This is a genomic window from Paenibacillus campi (assembly GCF_034659835.1).
Lineage (GTDB): Bacteria > Bacillota > Bacilli > Paenibacillales > Paenibacillaceae > Saccharibacillus > Saccharibacillus campi.
The window spans coordinates 817,226-837,787 of record NZ_JAXSQZ010000001.1 but is presented as its reverse complement, the minus strand read 5'-3'; the positions used below and the strand labels follow the sequence as shown (position 1 = coordinate 837,787).

Here is a 20,562-nt window from a genome sequence, read left to right as displayed (position 1 = left end):
TCATAAGCCAAATTAAATCGTCACTTGGTTTAAGCATGGGTGCATCGTCGTCGTTGAACTTATGCTTAGGTTATGCCTATTTTATGATCGCTTCATCGTAAACCCATTGCAGTAAGTTGAAATCTGTTTTTAATTGAAACAAGCTGCTAGCAGGCTGTCTCAAATGGAAATTGTGTTTGAACGTACCCTAACCTATTCATCATCAAGCAATGGTTAGATCGACAAACTGTAAATGTATTTGAGACAAGCTGCCAGTTCATTGACCGCTTTCCATATTGGCTGTCCATCCGCTGTATGACCTTATTTATAGCCGTAATCCGCACAACATCAAACTATATATTGAAAATGGTCGGCATATTAGATTTGTCGATATACTCAGCCAATCCGCGTCAGCAGACGTTTAATCGCTTTGTCCGATTCGTGCATAACGATCGCACGATCGATCGTCCGCACTTGACGGTTTTCAAATACGATCTGTCCATCGATAAGTACTGTATCCACATTGCTGCGACCAGCCGAATAAACGACCCGTGAATACACATCCACATCATAAGCGGGAAATGTATGATAATCGTTCAGATCAAGCAGTACGAGGTCTGCCTTTTTGCCCACTTCGATGCTGCCGATTTCTTTGGATAGACCGAGCACTTCGGCACCGCCCATCGTTGCCATTCGCAGTACGGTACGTGCATCCATTATCGTCGGCCCATGCGGTACTTTTTGAATGAGCGCGGTCATGCGCATTTCCTGAAACATATCCAAATTGTTGTTGCACGGCGCACCGTCGGCACCGATGCCCACATGAATGTGACGGTTCATCAGATCGGGAATTTCGGCAATGCCGGAAGCAAGCTTCATATTGGAACCAGGGCAGTGGGTCACTTTAACGCCACGTTTGTGCAAAATCTGCTTTTCTTCTTCACTCAGCCATACGCAATGTGCCAAAATGAGGCGTGGATTCGCCAGCCCGATATGATCGAGGTATACGATATTGCGCATACCGCGTTCCTGCTCTACGAGCGCAATTTCGCCGCGATTTTCTGAAGCATGGGTGTGTACTTTGACATGATAACGCGCTGATAGATCGCGCACTTCAGTGAGCAGTCTTTCCGTACACGAGACGACAAAACGTGGGCAAAAGGCATACTGGATGCGCCCGCCACCAAAGCCGTTCCATTTTTCTAGCAGATCAACACTTTTTTGCAGCGATTCGTCGGTCTTTTCCTGTAGTGGCTCGGGTACATCATGACCATGATCCATCATCACTTTGCCAGAAATGACACGCAAACCGCTCTGTGCCATCGCTTGAAACGCGGAATCGGTATGATGCACCGTCTCCATATCACAGATCGTCGTCGTGCCGCTGGAAATAAGCTCACCGATGCCGAGCAAAGCGGAATAATAGATCGATTCTTCATCATGGGCAGCTTCAAGCGGCCAGATTCGTTTGCGTAGCCAGTCCATCAGCTCCATATCGTCAGCACGTCCGCGAAAGATCGTTTGACAAAGATGAATATGCGTCTGGATAAAACCAGGCAGTAATGTTTTGCCACGCGCATCGATTTCGCGGTCGGCATGATCATCCAGATGGGTGCCGATTTTCGTAATTTTATTATGTTCGACGAGCACATCACCGATAAATACGTCTTCACTTTCGTTCATCGTTACCAATTGCGCCTGACGGATCAGTATGCTTCCCACTCTCATTTCCCCCTCTAGTCTGCTCGCGGCAACAACATTGCGCACATTGCCATCATACAGCAATCGAACGCAATGTTGCAGCAAAGCCGGAGCGCTTGAAAAAGCTGACACCACACACGATCATGTGTAGCGCTACCTTTTCCCAAGCGCATCCGGCTTAAGCCTGCTCTATATTTTGCTAGATCATTTCTGTATCCATCTATCTTTTGTCAGCTTCAATATTTATCGTTTGACTTATGCCAACGGTGAGCTGTTTGCGGTCATAGCATTTACAGTCGCTTGCAGTTATAACCAATCCAAGCTCATGTTCGCTTAAATACCGATCGCTAGACCGTCACTGCGCGGATCAGCTGCGCCGCTAAATATGCCGTTTTCATCGATCAAAATACCCTGCGCTTCGCCCATCAGCGCATCATAATCGCGTACTGCTTCCACCGTATGACCATAAGCTTCCAGACGGGACGAAATGTCCTCGTAGGAACGATGCTCGATTTTGAGCGTATCACTGGCATCGCCCCATGTGCGACCGTACAACCAACGCGGCAAAGCGATCGCCTGCTGCACATTCAGTCCGTAATCGATAATTCCAGTCAAAATCGACAACTGCGTCTGCGGCTGACCTTCACCGCCTTGTGTGCCGAGCAGTAAAAACGGCCGTCCCTGTTTCAACACCATACCCGGCATAAGCGTATGGAATGTACGCTTGCGCGGTTCAAGCACATTCGGCTTGCGATCATCGAGCGAAAAGAACGAACCTCGATTTTGCAAAATAACCCCGCAACCATCCGGCACATAAGCGGAACCAAAGTCAAAATACAAACTTTGAATAAACGAAACCGCATTGCCTTCATCATCCGTCACCGCCGCATACGCGGTATCCTGTCCCATCATCGCTGACACCTGCTCGGCTGCCTGCGGGCTGGACTGCATTTCATACCATAGTTCAGCTGCATATGATTTGGACAACAAGCGCTCCAACGGGATAGCGCGAAAGGCTGGGTCGGTCAAATAACGATCCCGATCGCGGAACGCCTTTTTGACCGTTTCCGCCATCAGATGGTAAAATTCTGGCGAAAAGCGGGCGATCGACGACACATCGGTATGTTCCAGCATATTGAGCATCATCAATAGCGAAAAGCCCTGCGTATTCGGTGGCAATTGATACACATCATGCCCGCGATAATTCGTCTGAACCGGCTCTACCCATTCGCCATGATGGGCTGCCAGATCATCCGCCGTGAGTGGACTACCATCACGCTCGGTCGCAGCACCGATCCGCTGACCGAGACTGCCTTCGTAAAAATAACTCCGTCCTTCTATCGATACACCGCGCAACACGTCAGCCAAGTGCGGCTGTAATACTAGCTCACCTTCCTGCAACGGCTGCCCATCACGCAAAAACGTATCGTTTAAATATCGGTCTTGGCGCAACCATTCCAGATCGCGCACCGTCCAGCGTGCCAAACTTGGCGAAGCGGGAAAGCCTTCCTCCGCATAACGGATCGCTGCTTCCAACACTTGTGCCCACGGCAGTTTGCCGTACTTTTTCCATACCGCTTCCCATGCGTCAACCATACCTGGCACCGTCACCGCCGCCAGCGGCCCGCGCTGTGGGATCGTATCCAAACCTTGTTTAATATAATATGCAGCGGTCGCTTTTAACCCGGAGCGACCGCTGCCGTTGTATGCATTCACCATACCGGTTTTGCCGTCATGAATGAGAAAAAACGCATCCCCGCCAACACCGGTCATATGCGGATACACTACACCAAGCACCGCGCTGATCGCGACGGCAGCATCAATAGCGTTTCCGCCGGATTGTAAAATGAACGCCCCGGTCTGGCTAGCCAGATAATGAGGCGCAGCAACCATCCCCCTGCGCGATTGCGGCATAATGTTCATCAGCATGTAACTTCCTCCTTGCCTGCATACACTTGCAGCGCAGCTTGTACGCCCGCTCCGGCAGACAGCTTCACCCCGTGATAAAGGAGTGTCGCTTCCAGTGCACCGAGCACATGCAGTACATTTTTGCGACTGCTGCTGTAACCCATACTGCCGATCCGCCAAATGCGTCCTTTTAGCGGTCCAAACGAACTGGCAATCTCAATCCCAAAATCATTTAGCAACATCGAGCGTACACTCTCGCCATCGATCCCTGCCGGAATCTCGATACAGGTCACCACCGGCAAACGCTGCTCATCGCCGCCAAACAGTTCCAATCCCATCGCCTTCACCCCGGCAACGATCGCCGCTCCATTTTGGCGATGACGCTCAAATCGTGCGTCCAACCCTTCCTGATGCAAAATGCGCAATCCTTCGCGTAACCCGTACAACATCGATGTCGCTTCAGTATGATGATTTAATCTTGCCGGGCTCCAATAATCTTGCAGCTGTGCCAGATCAAAATAATTGCTGCTAATGCGGCGGCTATTGATCTCATCGACCGATGTACGCAGCCCGCGCTCAATACTTTTACGTGCCAAAATTTTGCGTTCAATACGCTCGTTGTACGTGATCGGTGCCATACCAGACGGTACAGACAAACATTTCTGCGTACCACCGATGACCGCATCCAGCTTCCAATCATCCGTATATAGCGGTACACCACCAATCGTAGCGACCGCATCGACGACAAACAGCATATCGTGTTCACGGCAAAAGTGACCGATCTCACGCAGCGGCTGCATACAGCCGGTCGATGTCTCACCATGTACCATCGCGACAATCGCCGGACGGAAGCTCAATATCGCTTCTTTCACCTGCTCCGGCTGAAATACCGTGCCCCATTCCGTTTCCACCGTCATCACCTCGGCACCGCAGCGCTCGGCAATTTCGGTTAACAGATGTCCAAACCGTCCATAGATCGGCACGAGCACACGATCGCCCGGCTCAATAATGCTCACTAATACCGCTTCCAGACCGGAACGTGATGTACCGTCAATCGGATAGCACCATTGATTATCGGTCACGAACAGACCGCGCAGCATTTCCATCGTCTCGTTCATCAATTCGGTAAAAGCAGGATCAAACTGACCCAAAATCGGATACGACAATGCACGCAACACACGCGGATCAACTTCGACCGGTCCCGGGGTCATAATCGTACGCGGCGGCGGGGAAAGCTCTTTATACTGTTTCATCACGTTCACCTCAATAAGCAGTTTGATATAACCATTGCGTTAATACACGGAAACCTTGCACAAGCTCCTCTGGTGCTGTATATTCCAACGGATTATGGCTAATGCCGTCCCGACTTGGAACGAAGATCATCGCGGACGGACAAGTCATGCCAAAAATCTGGGCATCATGTCCGGCACCGCTCGGCATCTGGCGACTGTTAATGCCATGTTGATGGCAAATTTGCTCCAATTCAGCAATCATATCCGCATTCATCAGCACCGGCTCTGCCCGTAGATTTTCCTGCCAAAATAAAGTCATGCCTTCCCTTGCAGCAATCCCGGCAAACTCGCTGCGCAAGCGCTCGGTATACTCATCCAGCACAACGCTATCCAAATGCCGAATGTCCAGCGTAAACATCGTCTCCCCTGCGATCACATTCGATACACCGGGAAAAGGCTGAATATTGCCTACCGTAGCGACGAGCGGATCGCCTGCTGCCAATGCGCTGCGCCGCACTTCTGTAATCATCTCGGCAGCACAGGCGAGTGAATCGCTGCGCCAGCCCATCGGTGTTGTACCCGCATGATTGCTTTCTCCGGTTACCCGCACTTCGATCCGGCGTTGCCCTACGATACCAGTCACTACGCCGATGTGCTGCCCACTGCGCTCCAGCACACAGCCTTGTTCGATATGAAGCTCGATATACGCCCCCAGCTCGCGGCGACCGGAACGATACGGCGACTGCGCTCCAAATCCAGCTACCTGTATCGCCTCGGCAAGTGTCACGCCATCACGATCATGCACACTAGGCAGATCGGTTACCGTATATTTACCTGCAATATTACCCGATCCCCAGTACGTCAGCGGAAACCGACTGCCTTCTTCCTCGGCTAGCGATAACGCTTCAAGCGTACGCTTCGGCTGTCCGTACGCTTCTTTTAAATAAGCAAGTGCTAGCACAGCAGCAACGACGCCATAAGCGCCATCATATTTACCGCCCATAATGACCGTATCGATATGCGATCCGGTCGCAATCGACGGTTGCTCCGGCTCAGTTCCGAGCAATCTACCTGTCAAATTGCCTGCCTGATCGTAAAAGACGTCCAGCCCATGCTCGGTCATATAGTGCGCTAGTGCGGCTTGCGCGTCTACCCATTCTGTTGTATATAACAGACGACTTACACCGCCTTGCGGATCGGCACCATAACCGGCAAGCCAATCGAGCATCGGCTGTAGCCGTTCACAATATTGCTCTAACAATACTGCCGTCTGCGCTGTTGATTTAGCCATATGTTACACCTCCAGGCTTGTAAGCGATCCAGCGTCCTATCCGCTCAGCGGCAAGACCTGTTGCTTCGTCATAGACAGTTATGCCACGCACGAGCGTCCCTACAATCGTTGACGAAAATGAATAGCCGACATACGGGCTTTGACGATGTTTATCATATAAATGTTCCTGTGCCAACACCGTGCCACGGTTCAAATCGACCAGCACCAGATCAGCATCCATCCCTACGGCAATGCTGCCTTTGCAATGCGCCAGTCCGAGTCGCTCGGCTGGACGCTGTGCCAACATCGACATGACTGTAGGCAATGATATACGACGACGGTGAACCGCTTCTTCCAGCATAAGCAGCAATGTGCTCTGCGCACCGGAAATGCCGCCCCATGCCTGGAAAAAATTGTCGGTCAGCTTCATTTCCGGCGGACATGGAGAATGATCGGACGCTACAATATCGATCATTCCCGCCTGTACCGCTCCCCATAACCGCTCCTGCTCAGCGGACGATCGCAGCGGTGGCGCACATTTGGCGACCACCCCTTTATGAAGCAAATCCTGCTCGGTCAGCACCAAATAATGCGGGCATGTTTCCACCGTTACATCCTGTCCAGCTACTTTCGCCGCTGTAATCAGCTCTACCGCTTCATAGCTGCTAATATGCACAAAATGCAGTGCACATCCCGTCTCGCGTCCTAACTTCAACGCCTGCCGCACCGCTTGCACTTCCGCTGCGATCGGTCGAGCATGCGCATAATCCAGCTCACCGATACGCCCTTCCGCCTGCGCCTGTGCAGCGAGCGCCGCTACGATCGTTTCATCTTCTGCATGCAAAGCGAGCACATGTCCGAGGCGAGCAATCTCCTGCATACCCGCCGCCAGCGTTTCCTCATCGGCACGTGTGAAAATATCGTCTCCATCGCCGCCCGGCTCAGACATAAACGCTTTAAAACCAGTTACGCCGCCAGCGGCAAGCCCTGCTAGGCTATGTACATTTCCCGCTACTAGCCCGCCCCAGAGCGCATAATCGACATAAGAGTTGCCCTGTGCTGCCTGTTGTTTTAACTCTAGCCGTTCCCGATTCGTCGTTGGCGGCACACCGTTAAGCGGCATATCCACATATGTCGTAATGCCTCCTGCCGCCAGCGCCGCCGATCCGCTCACAAAGCCTTCCCACGCCGCCAGACCCGGCTCATTAAAATGAACATGAATATCTACCGCTCCGGGCAAAATATACAACCCAGCCGCATCGATCGTGCGCTCTGCTTGTGCGTCCGTCAATGAGGGAGCGAGCGCTACAATTTTGCCGTCATGTATACCGATATCGAGTGCCTCGACCCGATCCGGCAACACGACAAGTCCGCCTTGAACAATACAATCTAGCCGCTGTACCATAACCGCTCCTCCTCTCGATCCGCCTTGTACTCTTTGGAAATGTAGCCTTTTGCAGCCTGTACCCGTATGTTATCTTACGCTAATTAGTAGTTTAGAGCGTGTATACAAACTTGCTTTTCAATTGCAACAATATACTATTATATCTATAATCTGTTGTTATTTACTTGACGGCTATGCCTTCATCTTAGCTTTATCAGCTTCCGCGATACGTGCTATACCCGCCTGGCGAGATCAACAACGGAATATGGTAATTGCTGCTTTCATCCCGAATTTCAAATTGCAATGGCACCACATCCCAAATCGATGTTTCGGCTGCCGGTAATGCCAATGTGCGATAATAATCCCCCACATAAAAGCGCAGCTCATACCGTCCTGCCTTCATCTGCTCCTCACTTAGCAGCGGCGCATCGACACGTCCGTCACGATTAGTCACCGCCTTGCCGATGAGCGCACTGGCAGCAACATCATACAATTCGATTAGCACACCTACCGCTGGACAGCCTTGTCCAAGATCAAGCACATGCGTCGTCAGCTTGCCGCTCATACGTTTAGCCCTGCGCGTTCTGCCCAATCGTGCATACGCAAACCGACAATCGTATGCACTTGGGCGAGTGCGGTCGCAAATTCCTGCTCCCACGGCTGCCCATTGCGCTGCTCCATTATAGCGAGAATTTGCGCTGCATGTTTACCTTTAACAGCGAGGATAAATGGAAATTGATACGTTGCTGTATATTCACGGTTTAGACGCGACAGCTTTTCATATTGTTCGGCAGTTAAATTGTCCAGCCCAGCACCTGCTTGCTCGGATTGCGAATGCTCGGTCATCTGAATCCGCGCCCCCAGATCAGGATGCTGACGTAGCAATTCCAGCTGTTTTTCCGTACCGGCTTCATCTACGACCGCTTTCATTTTAGCTAACACATCCTGTAAGCTGGAAAAAGGAGCTTTTGTCCATGCCCCTTCCGCTACCCAAGGTGAATGTTCATATAGTCCACTAAACTGCGTTGTGAATTGTTCCTTCGTCCACGATTGCCACGGTTGTGATGTCAATTCCACTATAATCGCCTCATTATTCGTTTTATTTTTATCATTTTACGTCAGGTAAGTGAACATATCAATTAAACCTTTATTTTTTTGTTATATAAAATAACATTGCAGAATGGTTTTGTGAATCGTGCCTTAATATAACCAAAGCATATATCAAATTAATATTAAAAATTAATCAACTGTAATTTTGTTTGCTAGTTAATAAAAAAGAGTATACGTAAGTAAATATTACGCATACCCTTTTTATTACAGTCCATTTTTTTCTATCAATTCAGTAGTAGGAGAAATGTTATACAGTATAATAGAACCAATATAAAGTATTAACATAACTGCGAAGACAATCCCAACTATAGTCACAATTTTTTTTTTATAATAAACACGTCCTTTACAAAATAATAAAGAGATTTAAAGGTTAGCCGCTCCTCCAGTAGATACACCTGCTTTATTTATTTGCACCCATTGTTCTCGATTCCCTACAACTAACCCGAGACCAGATTTCACAAAATTCCAACCCCAAATTACTTTTTGAGTTGCAATAGTGCCGTCAGAAGTTAAAAATGCTGGATTCACACTTTTTGAAATATCTAACCCGGGCATATAGTTCTGCTCCACAATCCCTCCTCCTTCAAGAATTTTCACAATCTTACTCGTATTTGGAGCAACTTGCTTTATTTCGACCTGTATATAAGCAGATGTTTTAACGATGTCTAGACCAAAAACAGTAGTAGTAGCGGTATGCTTCGCATATTTAAAATAAGAATCACCGACTGCTTTAGCAACTATCTCTTGTTGAGATTCACTACTATCATTAATGTATAAAACAGTTGATGATACAGCTACATCACCATTAAATAATGACACATTTTTATCAGTAGTATCTAAATACTGAGCTTCTGAAATTTCCTTTATAAATTCTGGATTTCTCAAATAATCCACCAATTTCTGTTGTTTATCTGAAGACAAACTATTAAATTGATTGATAAATGTTTGAATTTCATTTTCACTTTTATCATTTAAAACTACTTTAGATTTTTCAGGCAAAGATTCTAAATATGTAATATAAGTCGAAGGATCATTAGGTTCTTCTTGAAATGACTGAGCATTTACATTTGATATAAAAAAGAAGAAACTCATAAAAACAAACATAATACTAACGATTTTTCGCATTTTCACACGCTTCGTATATTGATTTTTTTAGTTAAAGCTAATGAGTACTTATAAATCTAAAGTTTAGAATACACTATACTAACCTTGGTAATATAATAAATTTAATGCCTCCTTTATAATAATTTTATCATTTAGAAATTATTGTAATTCTAAACTTAGATACAAGTACCACAATAATATACTACAATTATTTTTATTCCAAGTAAATATATTTATGGATTTTTAAGGAAATTTTAAAACAAAAAAGAAGACCATCTTAAAAGAATGGCTTCTTTTTATTCAACTTATTCAACAAATTTTAATTTCATTTTGAAATATAATCACTACTGCTTATGCTTCAAAAACTTCCGAAACGTAAACACCATTTTCAACTTTAATAAATCATTCGTCTTTTTAAAATCCATTTGCAACAGACTGCCGATTTTGTCCATCCGGTAAGTGACCGTATTGCGGTGTACATACAGCTGTTTGGCTGCCTCATTGATCAAACCGTCATTTTCGACAAACGCTTCGAGCGTGCCCATTAACACCTGATTCGGATCGCTATCGCGAATCATGAGCGGTTCCAGCACTTTGTTACAATACGTTTCCATAATATGCTCTGGCACATGCTGGAACACATAAGCAAATTCCAGCGTATGGAATTGCAGCGCCATATGCGCCATGCCAAAGCGCCGTGCCAGCTTGCGTGTCTCCACCGTCTCTTGATACGCCTCGCGAAACGATTCCGGTTTTAGCTTAATATTGCTAATCCAGAAGCGCGGACTGCCGCCGTCGCTTGCCAGCTCTGCCATATCTTCAAACCGAGTCATCAGAAACGCAGCCAGCTCCTCGCCATAATCACGTTCCGACGGACATGTATAGATCGACAAAATACCTTCTTCCACCCGAAAATGCTGAGACGGAAAAAGCTGCATCAGCGGATTGTATTGCAGTTCCTGATGAATTTGCGCCAGCCGCTTTTCCGACGAAAATGCCTGTGGTTCCAACGTCGTCAGCACGCATTGATACGCGCCGCCAAACAGACTCATGCCCAGTCGCTCAGCACCTTGCATCAAATCGGTAATCGAAATGCGGCGTGACAGATGCTCTGCCATTAGTGTGCGCATTTTGTCCTGTAAGCCCGGATTAATATGCTCGCGATACGTCGTATCCATATGGAACGCCAACACCTCGGCAGCCTGCTGGAACAGTTCCTCCTCCTCACGCAATTGCATCGCCGTATCGGTAAATACGAGCAAAAATCCATACTGCTCATCCCGCTTCATAATCGGCACTCGGTAACAACTGCCCTGATTCCATTTCACACGCGTTAGCGCCGTTTTCCACGGCCAACCTTGTAGCAAACCATCTTCTTTGCCTTCGCCGCTATTGTACAGCACATGACCACGCGAGCCAATAATCGCCACCGGATAACGAATAATGTCTTCCAGCGCAGCAAACACATTCATTTGTGAATCTTTGTTCAAAGCGAATTGCATTAGCTGTTTCTGTTTGTGCAATACCGATTGCAATAGCTTTGTACTGCGCTCATGCTCCACTTGGAACAACGCATTCATCTGATCGGAAAATGTAAATTCAAACGGTAATTCCAGCAACGGAAATTGCAACCGATCCGCTTCTTCAATGATCGCCTGGGGAATGACATCCCAGAACCGACCGAGCTTAACCCCCATGCCAGCACAGCCACGTTCGTTGAGCTTACGCATCAACTTGATCGCTTCCTCCTGATCGTCCTTCATTAAAAAAGCGGTCGTAAATAGCATTTCACCACTTTTAATCCAATCCGCGATATCCGGTGCATCCATCACATTCACCGACTTCATCAGCCGGGAAGTTCCCCCGGCACCCGCAACAAGACGCGCCTCCGATAACGGATAGACCGCCAGCGCTTCCTTGACAGTCAATTGCATACGAGCACCCTCTCCCCCATCGTTCACTTTGCATTTCCTGTACCGATCAATGCTACAGCACAGTATCGTTTACCGTTTTCAGCCGAACTCCTGTGCGCTTGAACAGTCGATAGGAGCCGTTAAACTCAAATATTGTCACGTATTATAACATAGAAATTGTTTAACGTACTATCTTGTATATTCCGCCCAAATATGCCCATTTGCAGAAGTTTGCACAGATACGTTATTCATTTGCATTGCATGACCGATTTAGCTATACGTTTCTAGCGCTACAACATATGCCGAGCCGTGCTAGCTAAGAAAGGAGCGGCTTATATGATTAACACATCCCATCATCTGTTATCGAATCAGCCTATCCTAGTAGTGAAGACAGCAATATGCGAATCGTCTGCCTTACAAAAGCAGGATCAGGCGACGTTTTCAACATTACCGTCAAGCCGATCATACCGGTGACAAGCGTCTGTGCATAACCTCGTGCATCATAATCGGCAGCGTATTCCTGTTGCCGAATCGCCTGCTCCAACCGCTGTGTGAACAGTGCACTCAAATACATTTGATGCTCTCGTGTCAACACAGCAAATCGCTCATCATGCGGCGCCAGTTCAACGATCGTATTGATACAAAAACAACCATATTGCGAACGATGTTCACCATCCCCCCCAATGAACTGCTCAAACAATAGCTCAAATGACTGCTTGGCTGTTGCCCCTTGCTGCAACAAACGACCGATGCGCAGTGCATGCTGATGATTGTACTGGCGCAACGCTCGTTCAAACAAAGCCATTTTATCGCCAAAAGCGGCATATACACTCGGCTTTTGCAAGCCAGTAACGGCTGTTATATCCGCCATCGATGTCGCTTCATAACCTTTTTGCCAAAACAGCTCGATAATCTTCTGCAACACTAGTTCCTCATCAAATTCGCGTTTGCGCGCCAAAATGAACACCTCTTTTTATACCGATTAGTTTATTATAAAACCTATTATATTAGCGATTGCTGTACTTGCCATCTATATATCATAACATAATGATGAGCTAGATAACGTAGTAAAAATACAGTAAAAACCTTTAGATTTTGATCAACCTCCTCTCACCATCAACATATTTACGCAATCCGCATTATTCGTTTCAGCGCGATCCTATTCTATTTCACTGCTTGACAATATCCGCTAAAACGATTATATTCACCTTTAATTAAATACCAAATGGTACAGAAAAGAGGTCTTATTATGTATGCTGCTCCATCATTACGCAACAGTGCCACATTATCTTTACCGATCACCTTGCTGCTTGCGGTCGCCTGTGGTCTGTCGGTCGCGAACATTTATTATGTCCATCCGATGCTAGATATTATTGCAGCCGACTTGCATATGCAGGCAGCATTAGCCGGTTCAGTCATTACGGTCACGCAAATTAGTTATGCGCTCGGCTTGTTGTTTCTCGTACCACTCGGTGACTTGCTGCCGCGTCGTAAGTTGATTATTGGACAAATGCTGCTGTCTGTCATCTGCCTACTGCTTATTGCAACCGCATCAAGCACTATCCTATTTTGGATCAGCATAAGTGCAATAGGCGCACTCGCTGTTGTCGCCCAGACGATAATCGCTGCCGCCGCTTCCAGCTGTTCACCTGATCAGCGCGGCAAAACGATCGGGTTCATTACGAGCGGCATCGTTATCGGCATTTTGCTAGCACGTGTGCTCGCCGGGTTGCTGACCGATTGGGCAGGATGGCGCTCTGTCTACGGCTGCTCTGCGGGTATGCTGTTATTAATCGTCATGCTGCTCTATCGTTATATGCCAGCGCCACCCTTAGCCTCGACTCCACGATCGTATGCCCAGCTCATTTTGTCCACCTTACAACTGTTCCACAAATTGCCCATGTTGCGCATACGTGCGGTATTGGCGCTGTTTATCTTTGCGACCTTTGGCACATTATGGACAGCGCTTATTTTTCCGCTTCGTACAGCACCATTTTATTTATCCCATAGTGTGATTGGCATGTTCGGCATTGTAGGTATCGCCGGTGCGATCGCTGCTTCACGTGCAGGCGCTTGGGCAGATCGTGGCTATGCACAAACAACAAGCGGATTAGCTTTGCTTTTGCTCATGCTATCATGGTTATTGATGTGGAATATGTATAGCAGTATCTGGTTTCTTATCATCGGCATTGTTATGCTTGATCTGGCAGTGCAAGCGGTACATGTAACTAGCCAAAGTATGATCATAAGCACATATCCCGAAGCGGAAAGCCGCTTAACTGGCGGGTACATGGTATTTTATTCGTTCGGCAGCGCACTCGGCTCCCTCACCGCCACCTGGACGTACGCCCATTACGGCTGGAACGGTGTATGTTGGCTTGGGTTAACGTTTAGCGGTGCGGCTTTGTTATTTTGGGCAATGACACGCGCTTATTGCTTATCGGTCACTGTAAAACACAATCCCTCACGACTATAAATGGAAAGCGCGAATTCATAAATGGCTCATTTCACTATCGCTACATAGTGGTCTATACAGTAAAGTGGCATCTTGACTGTTTTCAATATTGGCTTTATATCCGCGCGCTCCTGATTCATAGCAGAAACCTGTGCAACAGCAAACTATATAGTTAAAGCGATCATCCTAGTAGCCTAGGAGGCACAACCAACATCAATAGACTGCCCATCCGTCAGATGGCAGTCTGTTGATATCGAATCTATACAGTCGTCTTACTCATTCAAGTTTACTGCTCGCGCCAGTCTCTTATTATGGTAAGCATTACTTCAACCTTACGCGTTAGCGAAATACTGTTTGTGAATCGTCTGCCCGGAAGAACCGGTACAATCCAATGTAAATGAAAGCGGTGTAGCTGAAGCGTTTGTAAAATTAACGGTTCCTTGTGCTTGCCCGTGGCTATGTTCCACTCCATCAGAAGTGGTGACCTGAATCGACGTGCAATGAGCCACCACCCATTGTAATGTGTAACTATAACTTCCATCCGCACGTTTAATCCGATTAAATACATAAGAAAGCAGCTCCAGCAAATCGGTTAAAACGACCGTCAGCTCTTTTTGCACAAGTCCTTTGGCGCCCATACAGCTTAATTGGTACGTAGTCGAAGCTTGCGATGGGGTTACACGAACAGCACGTTGCTGCGCCGTCAAACGTCCGATCCCTTCATTTAAATACACATTGACCGCATTTTTCACTTCATACAACAGCGTAATATGCTGTCCATACACCGCTTTTAAGTCAGGCAAATCACATGTAAAAGCAGAGATCGTCGCAGCATCAACATAAACGGTCGTCGTCTCCGAAAGCTGCTTATCGTCATCAAACACATAGAGCTGAAATGTCGTATCATCAAACACTTCGATCTCCATGCTACCTACACGCTCGACAACGAGATCGCCTGGTGTGAGCACGCATTTACTTGCTTTACCGGCAACTGCCCAGCTTACGTTCACTTTATCTCCAACGGCGACTCTCGTTCGATCACATTGGAGATGCACGATACGCAAGGGGGATGTTTTAAAATAAGCCAAAAAATCAGTCCCATCCGCACTGATGATCTGCTGTTGTTCCTCATCCTCCACTACATCCATACTTTCCATCAGCACATCGCCAAAGCGCACAGCGACGTATACCATTTTACTTGATTGACCGAACGAAACGAGATTGGTCAGGCTAAAATAAATTTTGTTTCTCGGCTCAAGACCTATATCTTTAAGCGGATACAGTTTGAAATATACGCCATATTGCTCGGAATCGATCACCTTCTCCATTTTCCAATCATATGGAGCATGACATTCCATCCCTTCTGCCCACTTGGACTCTGTCAAATAAGCCTCTCCCGTGCCGATCAGAAAATGAATATAAATGACCGATACTTGATCCTGCTCGACATCGATATCGGGCACTGCCGCTCCGGTCGGCAACTGATTCACAAAAAAAGCAGTTTGCACACTACTAACATTCACAATCTCAATATCAATCGAATTGCGGGTAATTAAATCTTGCCCGTTAACATGTTCACTTAAGACGATCTGCTTACTTCCATGTACATTTGCTTGCATTAAACGTTCCACTGCTCCGCCTCCTTGTCCAGACAAAGCGTCGTATAGATGCTGCCATCCGCTTTGGTGCATACTAATTTCGCGCCGACAATCGGCTCTGCCGATACATACTCAAATTCACCTGTAGCGCTAACCGTATGTTTATACCAAGTCCAGCCATCTTCAGTGAACTGTAACGTCACCTGATCTATCGCGTCTGTTTTCCAGCTCCAGCGCGTATGTGTATATTGAGCATACAGCCGCATGCGGCTGCTAAAATATTGCGGTTTTTCCAATGTATAACCTTTAAGCGCCACCCCGACTAACTCAGTGTATAAATACCCGGTTACTTTTAGCACCGCTTGCGATTTCCCTTCCAATGAGACAGGGGATGAACCGAGTAATGCTACTGTCGTCTGCACATGATCGACCTTCATCTGCACCGTATCGCTATAATCCGTTTGCCAGACGATATGCTGTTGGTTACGATCGTATGCCAGCTTTTGCACTTCTGGCGGTCGAGTATATACGTTAATATAAGCATTAGTCGTTAAACCGCTTCCTTTTACCGACAAATGATACTGCCTGCTCCGTCCAGGTGTCACTTGCAGTACCGGCGCCGCCAATGAAAAAATATCAACCTCATCTGGAGACAATTCGCCCCGCTCAGCCCCGCTAATTGCCCATTCCAGTTTAGCCTCGTCATGAGCTGCTCCACCGAGTGTCGTTTTAGCGGAGAAAAATTTATGGATACGCGGCTTGGCAGCTACTTTTTGAATCGGAAACATTTTGGTCACGTCTTTAATGCCGACCGTATTTTGAATTTCGGCATACACATACGTTTGCCCTGGAGGAGCATAAGATTGAATATTATCACAATGAAAATACAAACTGAACAGCGTTCTGATCACCGTTTGTTTAAGGCAGTTGAGCACAAAGCTCATATACGGTTGATTACTGTCCTCATCTTTAAAAATGACGCCTTGGGAAGCAGACCAGCCTTCGCCTTCTGTCGTAAAAGACAACAATTTGGCACGCTCTACATCGATAAAATCGCGCTCACGCTCACCATAAGGAACGAAAAATTTAATATAGGACGTATTTGCCACCGATTCACCTTGTTGCAGCTTTTTCACAATATCTTCAGCTGAAAGTTGATCGGGATTGTTAAACACGATCTCTTTGGCACGCTCCGGGTTGAGCAGTTGAAAGGTCAGTCGATTTTTGACTGGATTGCTTTTGGTCAATGTCGTATGGGCATTTACCGCAATCACATTCTCGTTCACATCCATCATATACTTGCAGTTATCAAGTCGATCGACTTGCAGTTTAGGATTTTGATTCATGTGTACCTCCTGCTTTAAGCTTGAGCCATCCTTCTACCGCACGAAAAGGCGGTTTAGCAAGAAACGCATTGCCATTCGCTGGCTGCAAACTTTCGATTTCAAGCCAGACATCCTCATCTCCAGGCGTAACAAATGTCCAATCGCGCTCCGGTAGCCGTGTAAACGGCATTAACCATCCTCCTTCGCCAACGAGTAATGGCCCTGTATATAATGTTAAATACAACTGCTCCATTCCAGATTCAATGCGATCCGGCGGAATACGTTGCTCGGATACAGGCAACATTCCACTGCGCAGATGAATCGCCTCCATCGGGTCCAAAATAACGGCGATCTTCGTACAAGCAGCTCCTGCGTCAACGGCAAGATCGAGGCGATAGTTCGGTTGCAAATAATCCGATTGTGGCATCCCTTGAATAAAAGCGCTGTTAAAACGAGTGTAATCATGCTCACCATCCAGTACAAAAAATCCAACTGCTCCATCACCGGTATGACGTTCTTCCCCAATCCACAGCGGCATCTGAAACTGCTGAATCGAGATGTCATTGGACTGGCTTGCCGGTTGTAGATGTTGCGGACTTCCGCCCGGATTGGATTTATACTGCGCCGGAGGCCCAGCTTGCACAAGTTGGATCGTCGCCTTAGCTAAAATAAGCGGCTTACCGACAAACAAACTTAATCCGCTAGCATCCGCCGATTGTTGTTGATCCATATCCCACATCGCAGAATCAACAATTTCCAAAAATGGAGTCAGTACATCCTGTTGTTCTTGCTCGCTCCGACGCAACATTTCAGTTAAAAAAGCTCGCATATCCGGATTCATGCGTGCTGGCATATCATCTGACACCGCTTGATCCGCTTCTACACGCACACCAGGCTGCTGAGATATTCCCGGCGCATTTCTCCACTGTACATCCCTGCCCGCAAAAGCAGTCGTCACCAAACTGCCCAGCATAATGCCTTGTTCATCATAAATAAGCAGTGATTGATCGGTATGATTCGGAATCATCCAACCACAAATCGGTGAGTCGGCAAGACTAAAATCGCAATATTCATCGCTCCGTGCCTGTAGCCAATGAAAATCAAGTCGTGTCGGCTGCATAAAACGAGGCGGCAACATAATATATTGATCGACCACTTCATGTGCATAACGTCGCATATCTTCCGAGACGGCATAATGGGTACACTCGATCTGTTGCGATTGCCCAAAAGTATCGATTAACTTTAATGTATCCAGCTTGAAAAATCCGCCACGCAAAGGTGAGAAAAACGAACCAAATCGCGGCTGCTCCATCGTATGGCCGTTTAAGGCGGCAGCTACCTGCTGTGCCAGCTCGGAGCTACCTTTATTCATAACAAAGATCGGAAAGGTCAAATCCAATCCATTCATCAAAAAGGCAGCATTAAATCCATCCAATACTTGGGATAAATAGTCAGCCAGATTCAGTCGTTGTAAATGTCGCGGCAACTGATCGCCAAACTGCTTTACCGCCATCGTTTGCATCAATTGCGCGACATAAGGGGTCAAGTAAATACGCCCTTCTAATATAACCGGATTGCGCGTATCCACCTCTGCACCGCTAAACACATAATCGGTTTCATTAAATGTCCAATTGTGCAATTGCGGCGTGGCGCTAATCAGGTCGGGATCAGGATAATAGATACCTTTCCAACATAATAACACCGGATTCCACGGCGCTTTCCATTCATGCATACATATAGCATCAGGCAGCTGCTGATGATCATTAGCTGTACGGTAGGTGCCTTGCTGCTGTATATGCTGTACGATTTCGCTTAATTGCTTCCGTTCAGCAGCTGTAAATGGAAGCAGCTCAAGTTTACGCCCAATCACAGTTACAATCCGATCGACGAACAAGCCGCTAAACCATAATGATTCCATTAGCAATTCAGCATACAATCCGCTCTGTTGCTCGTCAGTCAACAAGTCACTCGTCTCTAACAGCACCGTATGCGCCTTGTTGCGCAATGTAAACTCAAACTGTAACGCAGCGACCGTTTCAGACAACAATCGGCAAACCAAAGCGGGCGCTTCAGTTGTTGTCGATGCTCCATGTATCCATGTTCCACGTCCAGCGCCAGCTAATAGCAGAGCAGGCGCATTAGGTTCGTAATAGCGGCTGCCTGCCGTTTTTTCCAGCTTGTATCGATCTTCGATCGAGCGTGACAATTGCTCTGCTGCGATGTCCAATTCCTGCTGTAGCGCTCGCAGTTGCTGCTCCATGCTATCCAGTTCGCTCATGGCGGTTTCCATTTGTGCCTTATACGTACTCATCCATTGTGTAATGTTTTTCTTTGCTACCGTATCGTTCATAGGTTGATAGGCTTTGAGCATATATTTGTACCATAAATCATAGATCGACGATTGTTTGGCAGCATGCGCAAATTGTTGGTGATACCATTGCTCTAAGCCGGACTGTAACGCACGAAAGCGCGTCTGCTCGGCAACGGTTAACGATGGCGCGGTTTCATACGTGTCATTTTCAAGTTGGCTGCGCAATATGTACCTCGTTTGCTCGCTAGCGATTTGAAAACGCCGTTCATGTTCCGCATAATCGGTCTGATACATACCGTTCAAATTTAACAGGCGCTGGCTTTGACCGTTAAACAGAACATGCATCAACCGTTCATCATTTTGTTCATGTTGACCATACAACGCCGCTACCGCTTCTACAGACGTATTGCCAAATGCTAATTGCGGTTGCTTGAGCCGCTCAATGACCGGGCTATTATAATCGGTCGTATCATCTACCCAAGGCAAATTTGTAATTCCGCCATGTAGTGCGAGTGATGCGGGATATTGTAACCGTGCGGGTGCTGTCCAGCCATAACGCTCATGACAATCATCGGCTGTTTGAATCAATGGCAGCCCGTCCCGGTAATATCCCCGCACCGTATACTGTAGTGATACGTGACAAAGCCGCTTCCCATCGTCATCTAGCAATTGATCGTAAAAGCCAAACACATTCACATGATACGGATACATGGCAGAAAAAGCCGGATTTCCGGGCCCTTTGGCAGACAGTTCGTTCAGTCGTGTTTGCGGTTCCTTCACATCGCTGCCAAACGGATAAGACCTGCCCAAAATACGATACGGAACATTCGGATCATCCAGCCACGGAAAGGTCAAACTGTCTTCATTGTGCAAATGATTATCACATACGCTTTCTAACGCATCACTTTCAACGATCCAATGTTTGCATTGTATGCGATCAGGCTCTTGCTGGGAACACCATATACGGGTCACAGTCCAGCGTTCAGGCACACGCGGATATTCCGGTTCTTGCGTCTGATCCGCTTGAAACCCTTGTCGTAATCCTTCAGGTAATAGCCAGCTAATATGCACACCAGGCTTTTCGGTTTCTTTCATATTCATCAATCCACTCGGTACATACATTCCCAGTGGATGGGCAGCCAGTCGGTCATACGCATCGGGAATATTAGCAAATATCGGAGATGCTGGGCTTTTACCGACCATCATCGCATCCACACGCATCGGCACACATAACAGATCGGTACGAGCATTGATTGTCATCAACTACAACTC

14 protein-coding genes are annotated in these 20,562 nt (G+C 47.2%); 1 reads left to right on the top strand and 13 read right to left on the bottom strand.

All coding sequences use genetic code 11. The features are described 5' to 3' along the window. Positions 1-375: 375 nt before the first annotated feature. From U1I11_RS03280 to U1I11_RS03235, 10 genes are all read right to left on the bottom strand, one after another. Positions 376-1,701, bottom strand: a complete 1,326-nt coding sequence (locus U1I11_RS03280; protein WP_322903769.1) for a 5'-deoxyadenosine deaminase — start codon at positions 1,699-1,701, stop codon at positions 376-378. A 312-nt stretch (positions 1,702-2,013) separates the two neighbouring features. Beyond that, positions 2,014-3,603, bottom strand: coding sequence for a gamma-glutamyltransferase (gene ggt / locus U1I11_RS03275; protein ID WP_416235593.1), 1,590 nt, complete (start codon positions 3,601-3,603; stop codon positions 2,014-2,016). After that, positions 3,603-4,841, bottom strand: a complete 1,239-nt coding sequence (locus U1I11_RS03270) for a pyridoxal-phosphate-dependent aminotransferase family protein (protein WP_322903767.1) — start codon at positions 4,839-4,841, stop codon at positions 3,603-3,605. The genes ggt and U1I11_RS03270 overlap by 1 nt, the downstream gene beginning before the upstream one ends. A gap of 10 nt (positions 4,842-4,851) precedes the next feature. After that, positions 4,852-6,111 carry a M20 family metallo-hydrolase gene (locus U1I11_RS03265; protein ID WP_322903766.1) on the bottom strand — a complete coding sequence of 420 codons (1,260 nt, stop codon included), beginning with the start codon at positions 6,109-6,111 and terminating at the stop codon, positions 4,852-4,854. Further along, positions 6,104-7,495: an allantoinase AllB gene (gene allB / locus U1I11_RS03260; RefSeq protein ID WP_322903764.1), complete on the bottom strand. Its 1,392-nt coding sequence runs from the start codon at positions 7,493-7,495 to the stop codon at positions 6,104-6,106. Before allB ends, U1I11_RS03265 begins: the two co-directional genes overlap by 8 nt. Positions 7,496-7,688: 193 nt before the next feature. Next, entirely contained in the window at positions 7,689-8,039 is a 351-nt protein-coding gene (gene uraH, locus U1I11_RS03255) for a hydroxyisourate hydrolase (protein WP_322903762.1), read from the bottom strand. Then, positions 8,036-8,551, bottom strand: coding sequence for a 2-oxo-4-hydroxy-4-carboxy-5-ureidoimidazoline decarboxylase (gene uraD, locus U1I11_RS03250; protein ID WP_322903761.1), 516 nt, complete (start codon positions 8,549-8,551; stop codon positions 8,036-8,038). Before uraD ends, uraH begins: the two co-directional genes overlap by 4 nt. Before the next feature lie 396 nt (positions 8,552-8,947). After that, positions 8,948-9,709, bottom strand: a complete 762-nt coding sequence (locus tag U1I11_RS03245) for a hypothetical protein (protein WP_322903760.1) — start codon at positions 9,707-9,709, stop codon at positions 8,948-8,950. Between the two features lie 323 nt (positions 9,710-10,032). Then, positions 10,033-11,622: a PucR family transcriptional regulator gene (locus U1I11_RS03240; RefSeq protein WP_322903758.1), complete on the bottom strand. Its 1,590-nt coding sequence runs from the start codon at positions 11,620-11,622 to the stop codon at positions 10,033-10,035. A gap of 352 nt (positions 11,623-11,974) precedes the next feature. Continuing rightward, positions 11,975-12,559 carry a TetR/AcrR family transcriptional regulator gene (locus U1I11_RS03235; RefSeq protein WP_322903757.1) on the bottom strand — a complete coding sequence of 195 codons (585 nt, stop codon included), beginning with the start codon at positions 12,557-12,559 and terminating at the stop codon, positions 11,975-11,977. 291 nt (positions 12,560-12,850) lie between these two features. Between U1I11_RS03235 and U1I11_RS03230 the strand changes: the two genes are divergently transcribed. Beyond that, positions 12,851-14,077 (top strand): MFS transporter, encoded by a 1,227-nt coding sequence (locus U1I11_RS03230; RefSeq protein WP_322903754.1) that lies wholly within the window; start codon positions 12,851-12,853, stop codon positions 14,075-14,077. Between the two features lie 311 nt (positions 14,078-14,388). On the opposite strand, the gene U1I11_RS03225 is transcribed toward U1I11_RS03230, so the two are convergent. From U1I11_RS03225 to U1I11_RS03215, 3 genes are read right to left on the bottom strand one after another with little or no spacing between them, the layout of a single operon-like run. Continuing rightward, positions 14,389-15,687, bottom strand: a complete 1,299-nt coding sequence (locus U1I11_RS03225; protein ID WP_322903752.1) for a hypothetical protein — start codon at positions 15,685-15,687, stop codon at positions 14,389-14,391. Further along, on the bottom strand, positions 15,675-17,000 hold the full coding sequence (locus U1I11_RS03220) for a hypothetical protein (RefSeq protein WP_322903750.1): 1,326 nt from the start codon (positions 16,998-17,000) through the stop codon (positions 15,675-15,677). Before U1I11_RS03220 ends, U1I11_RS03225 begins: the two co-directional genes overlap by 13 nt. After that, positions 16,984-20,550 (bottom strand): hypothetical protein, encoded by a 3,567-nt coding sequence (locus tag U1I11_RS03215; RefSeq protein WP_322903749.1) that lies wholly within the window; start codon positions 20,548-20,550, stop codon positions 16,984-16,986. The genes U1I11_RS03220 and U1I11_RS03215 overlap by 17 nt, the downstream gene beginning before the upstream one ends. Between the last annotated feature and the right edge of the window lie 12 nt (positions 20,551-20,562).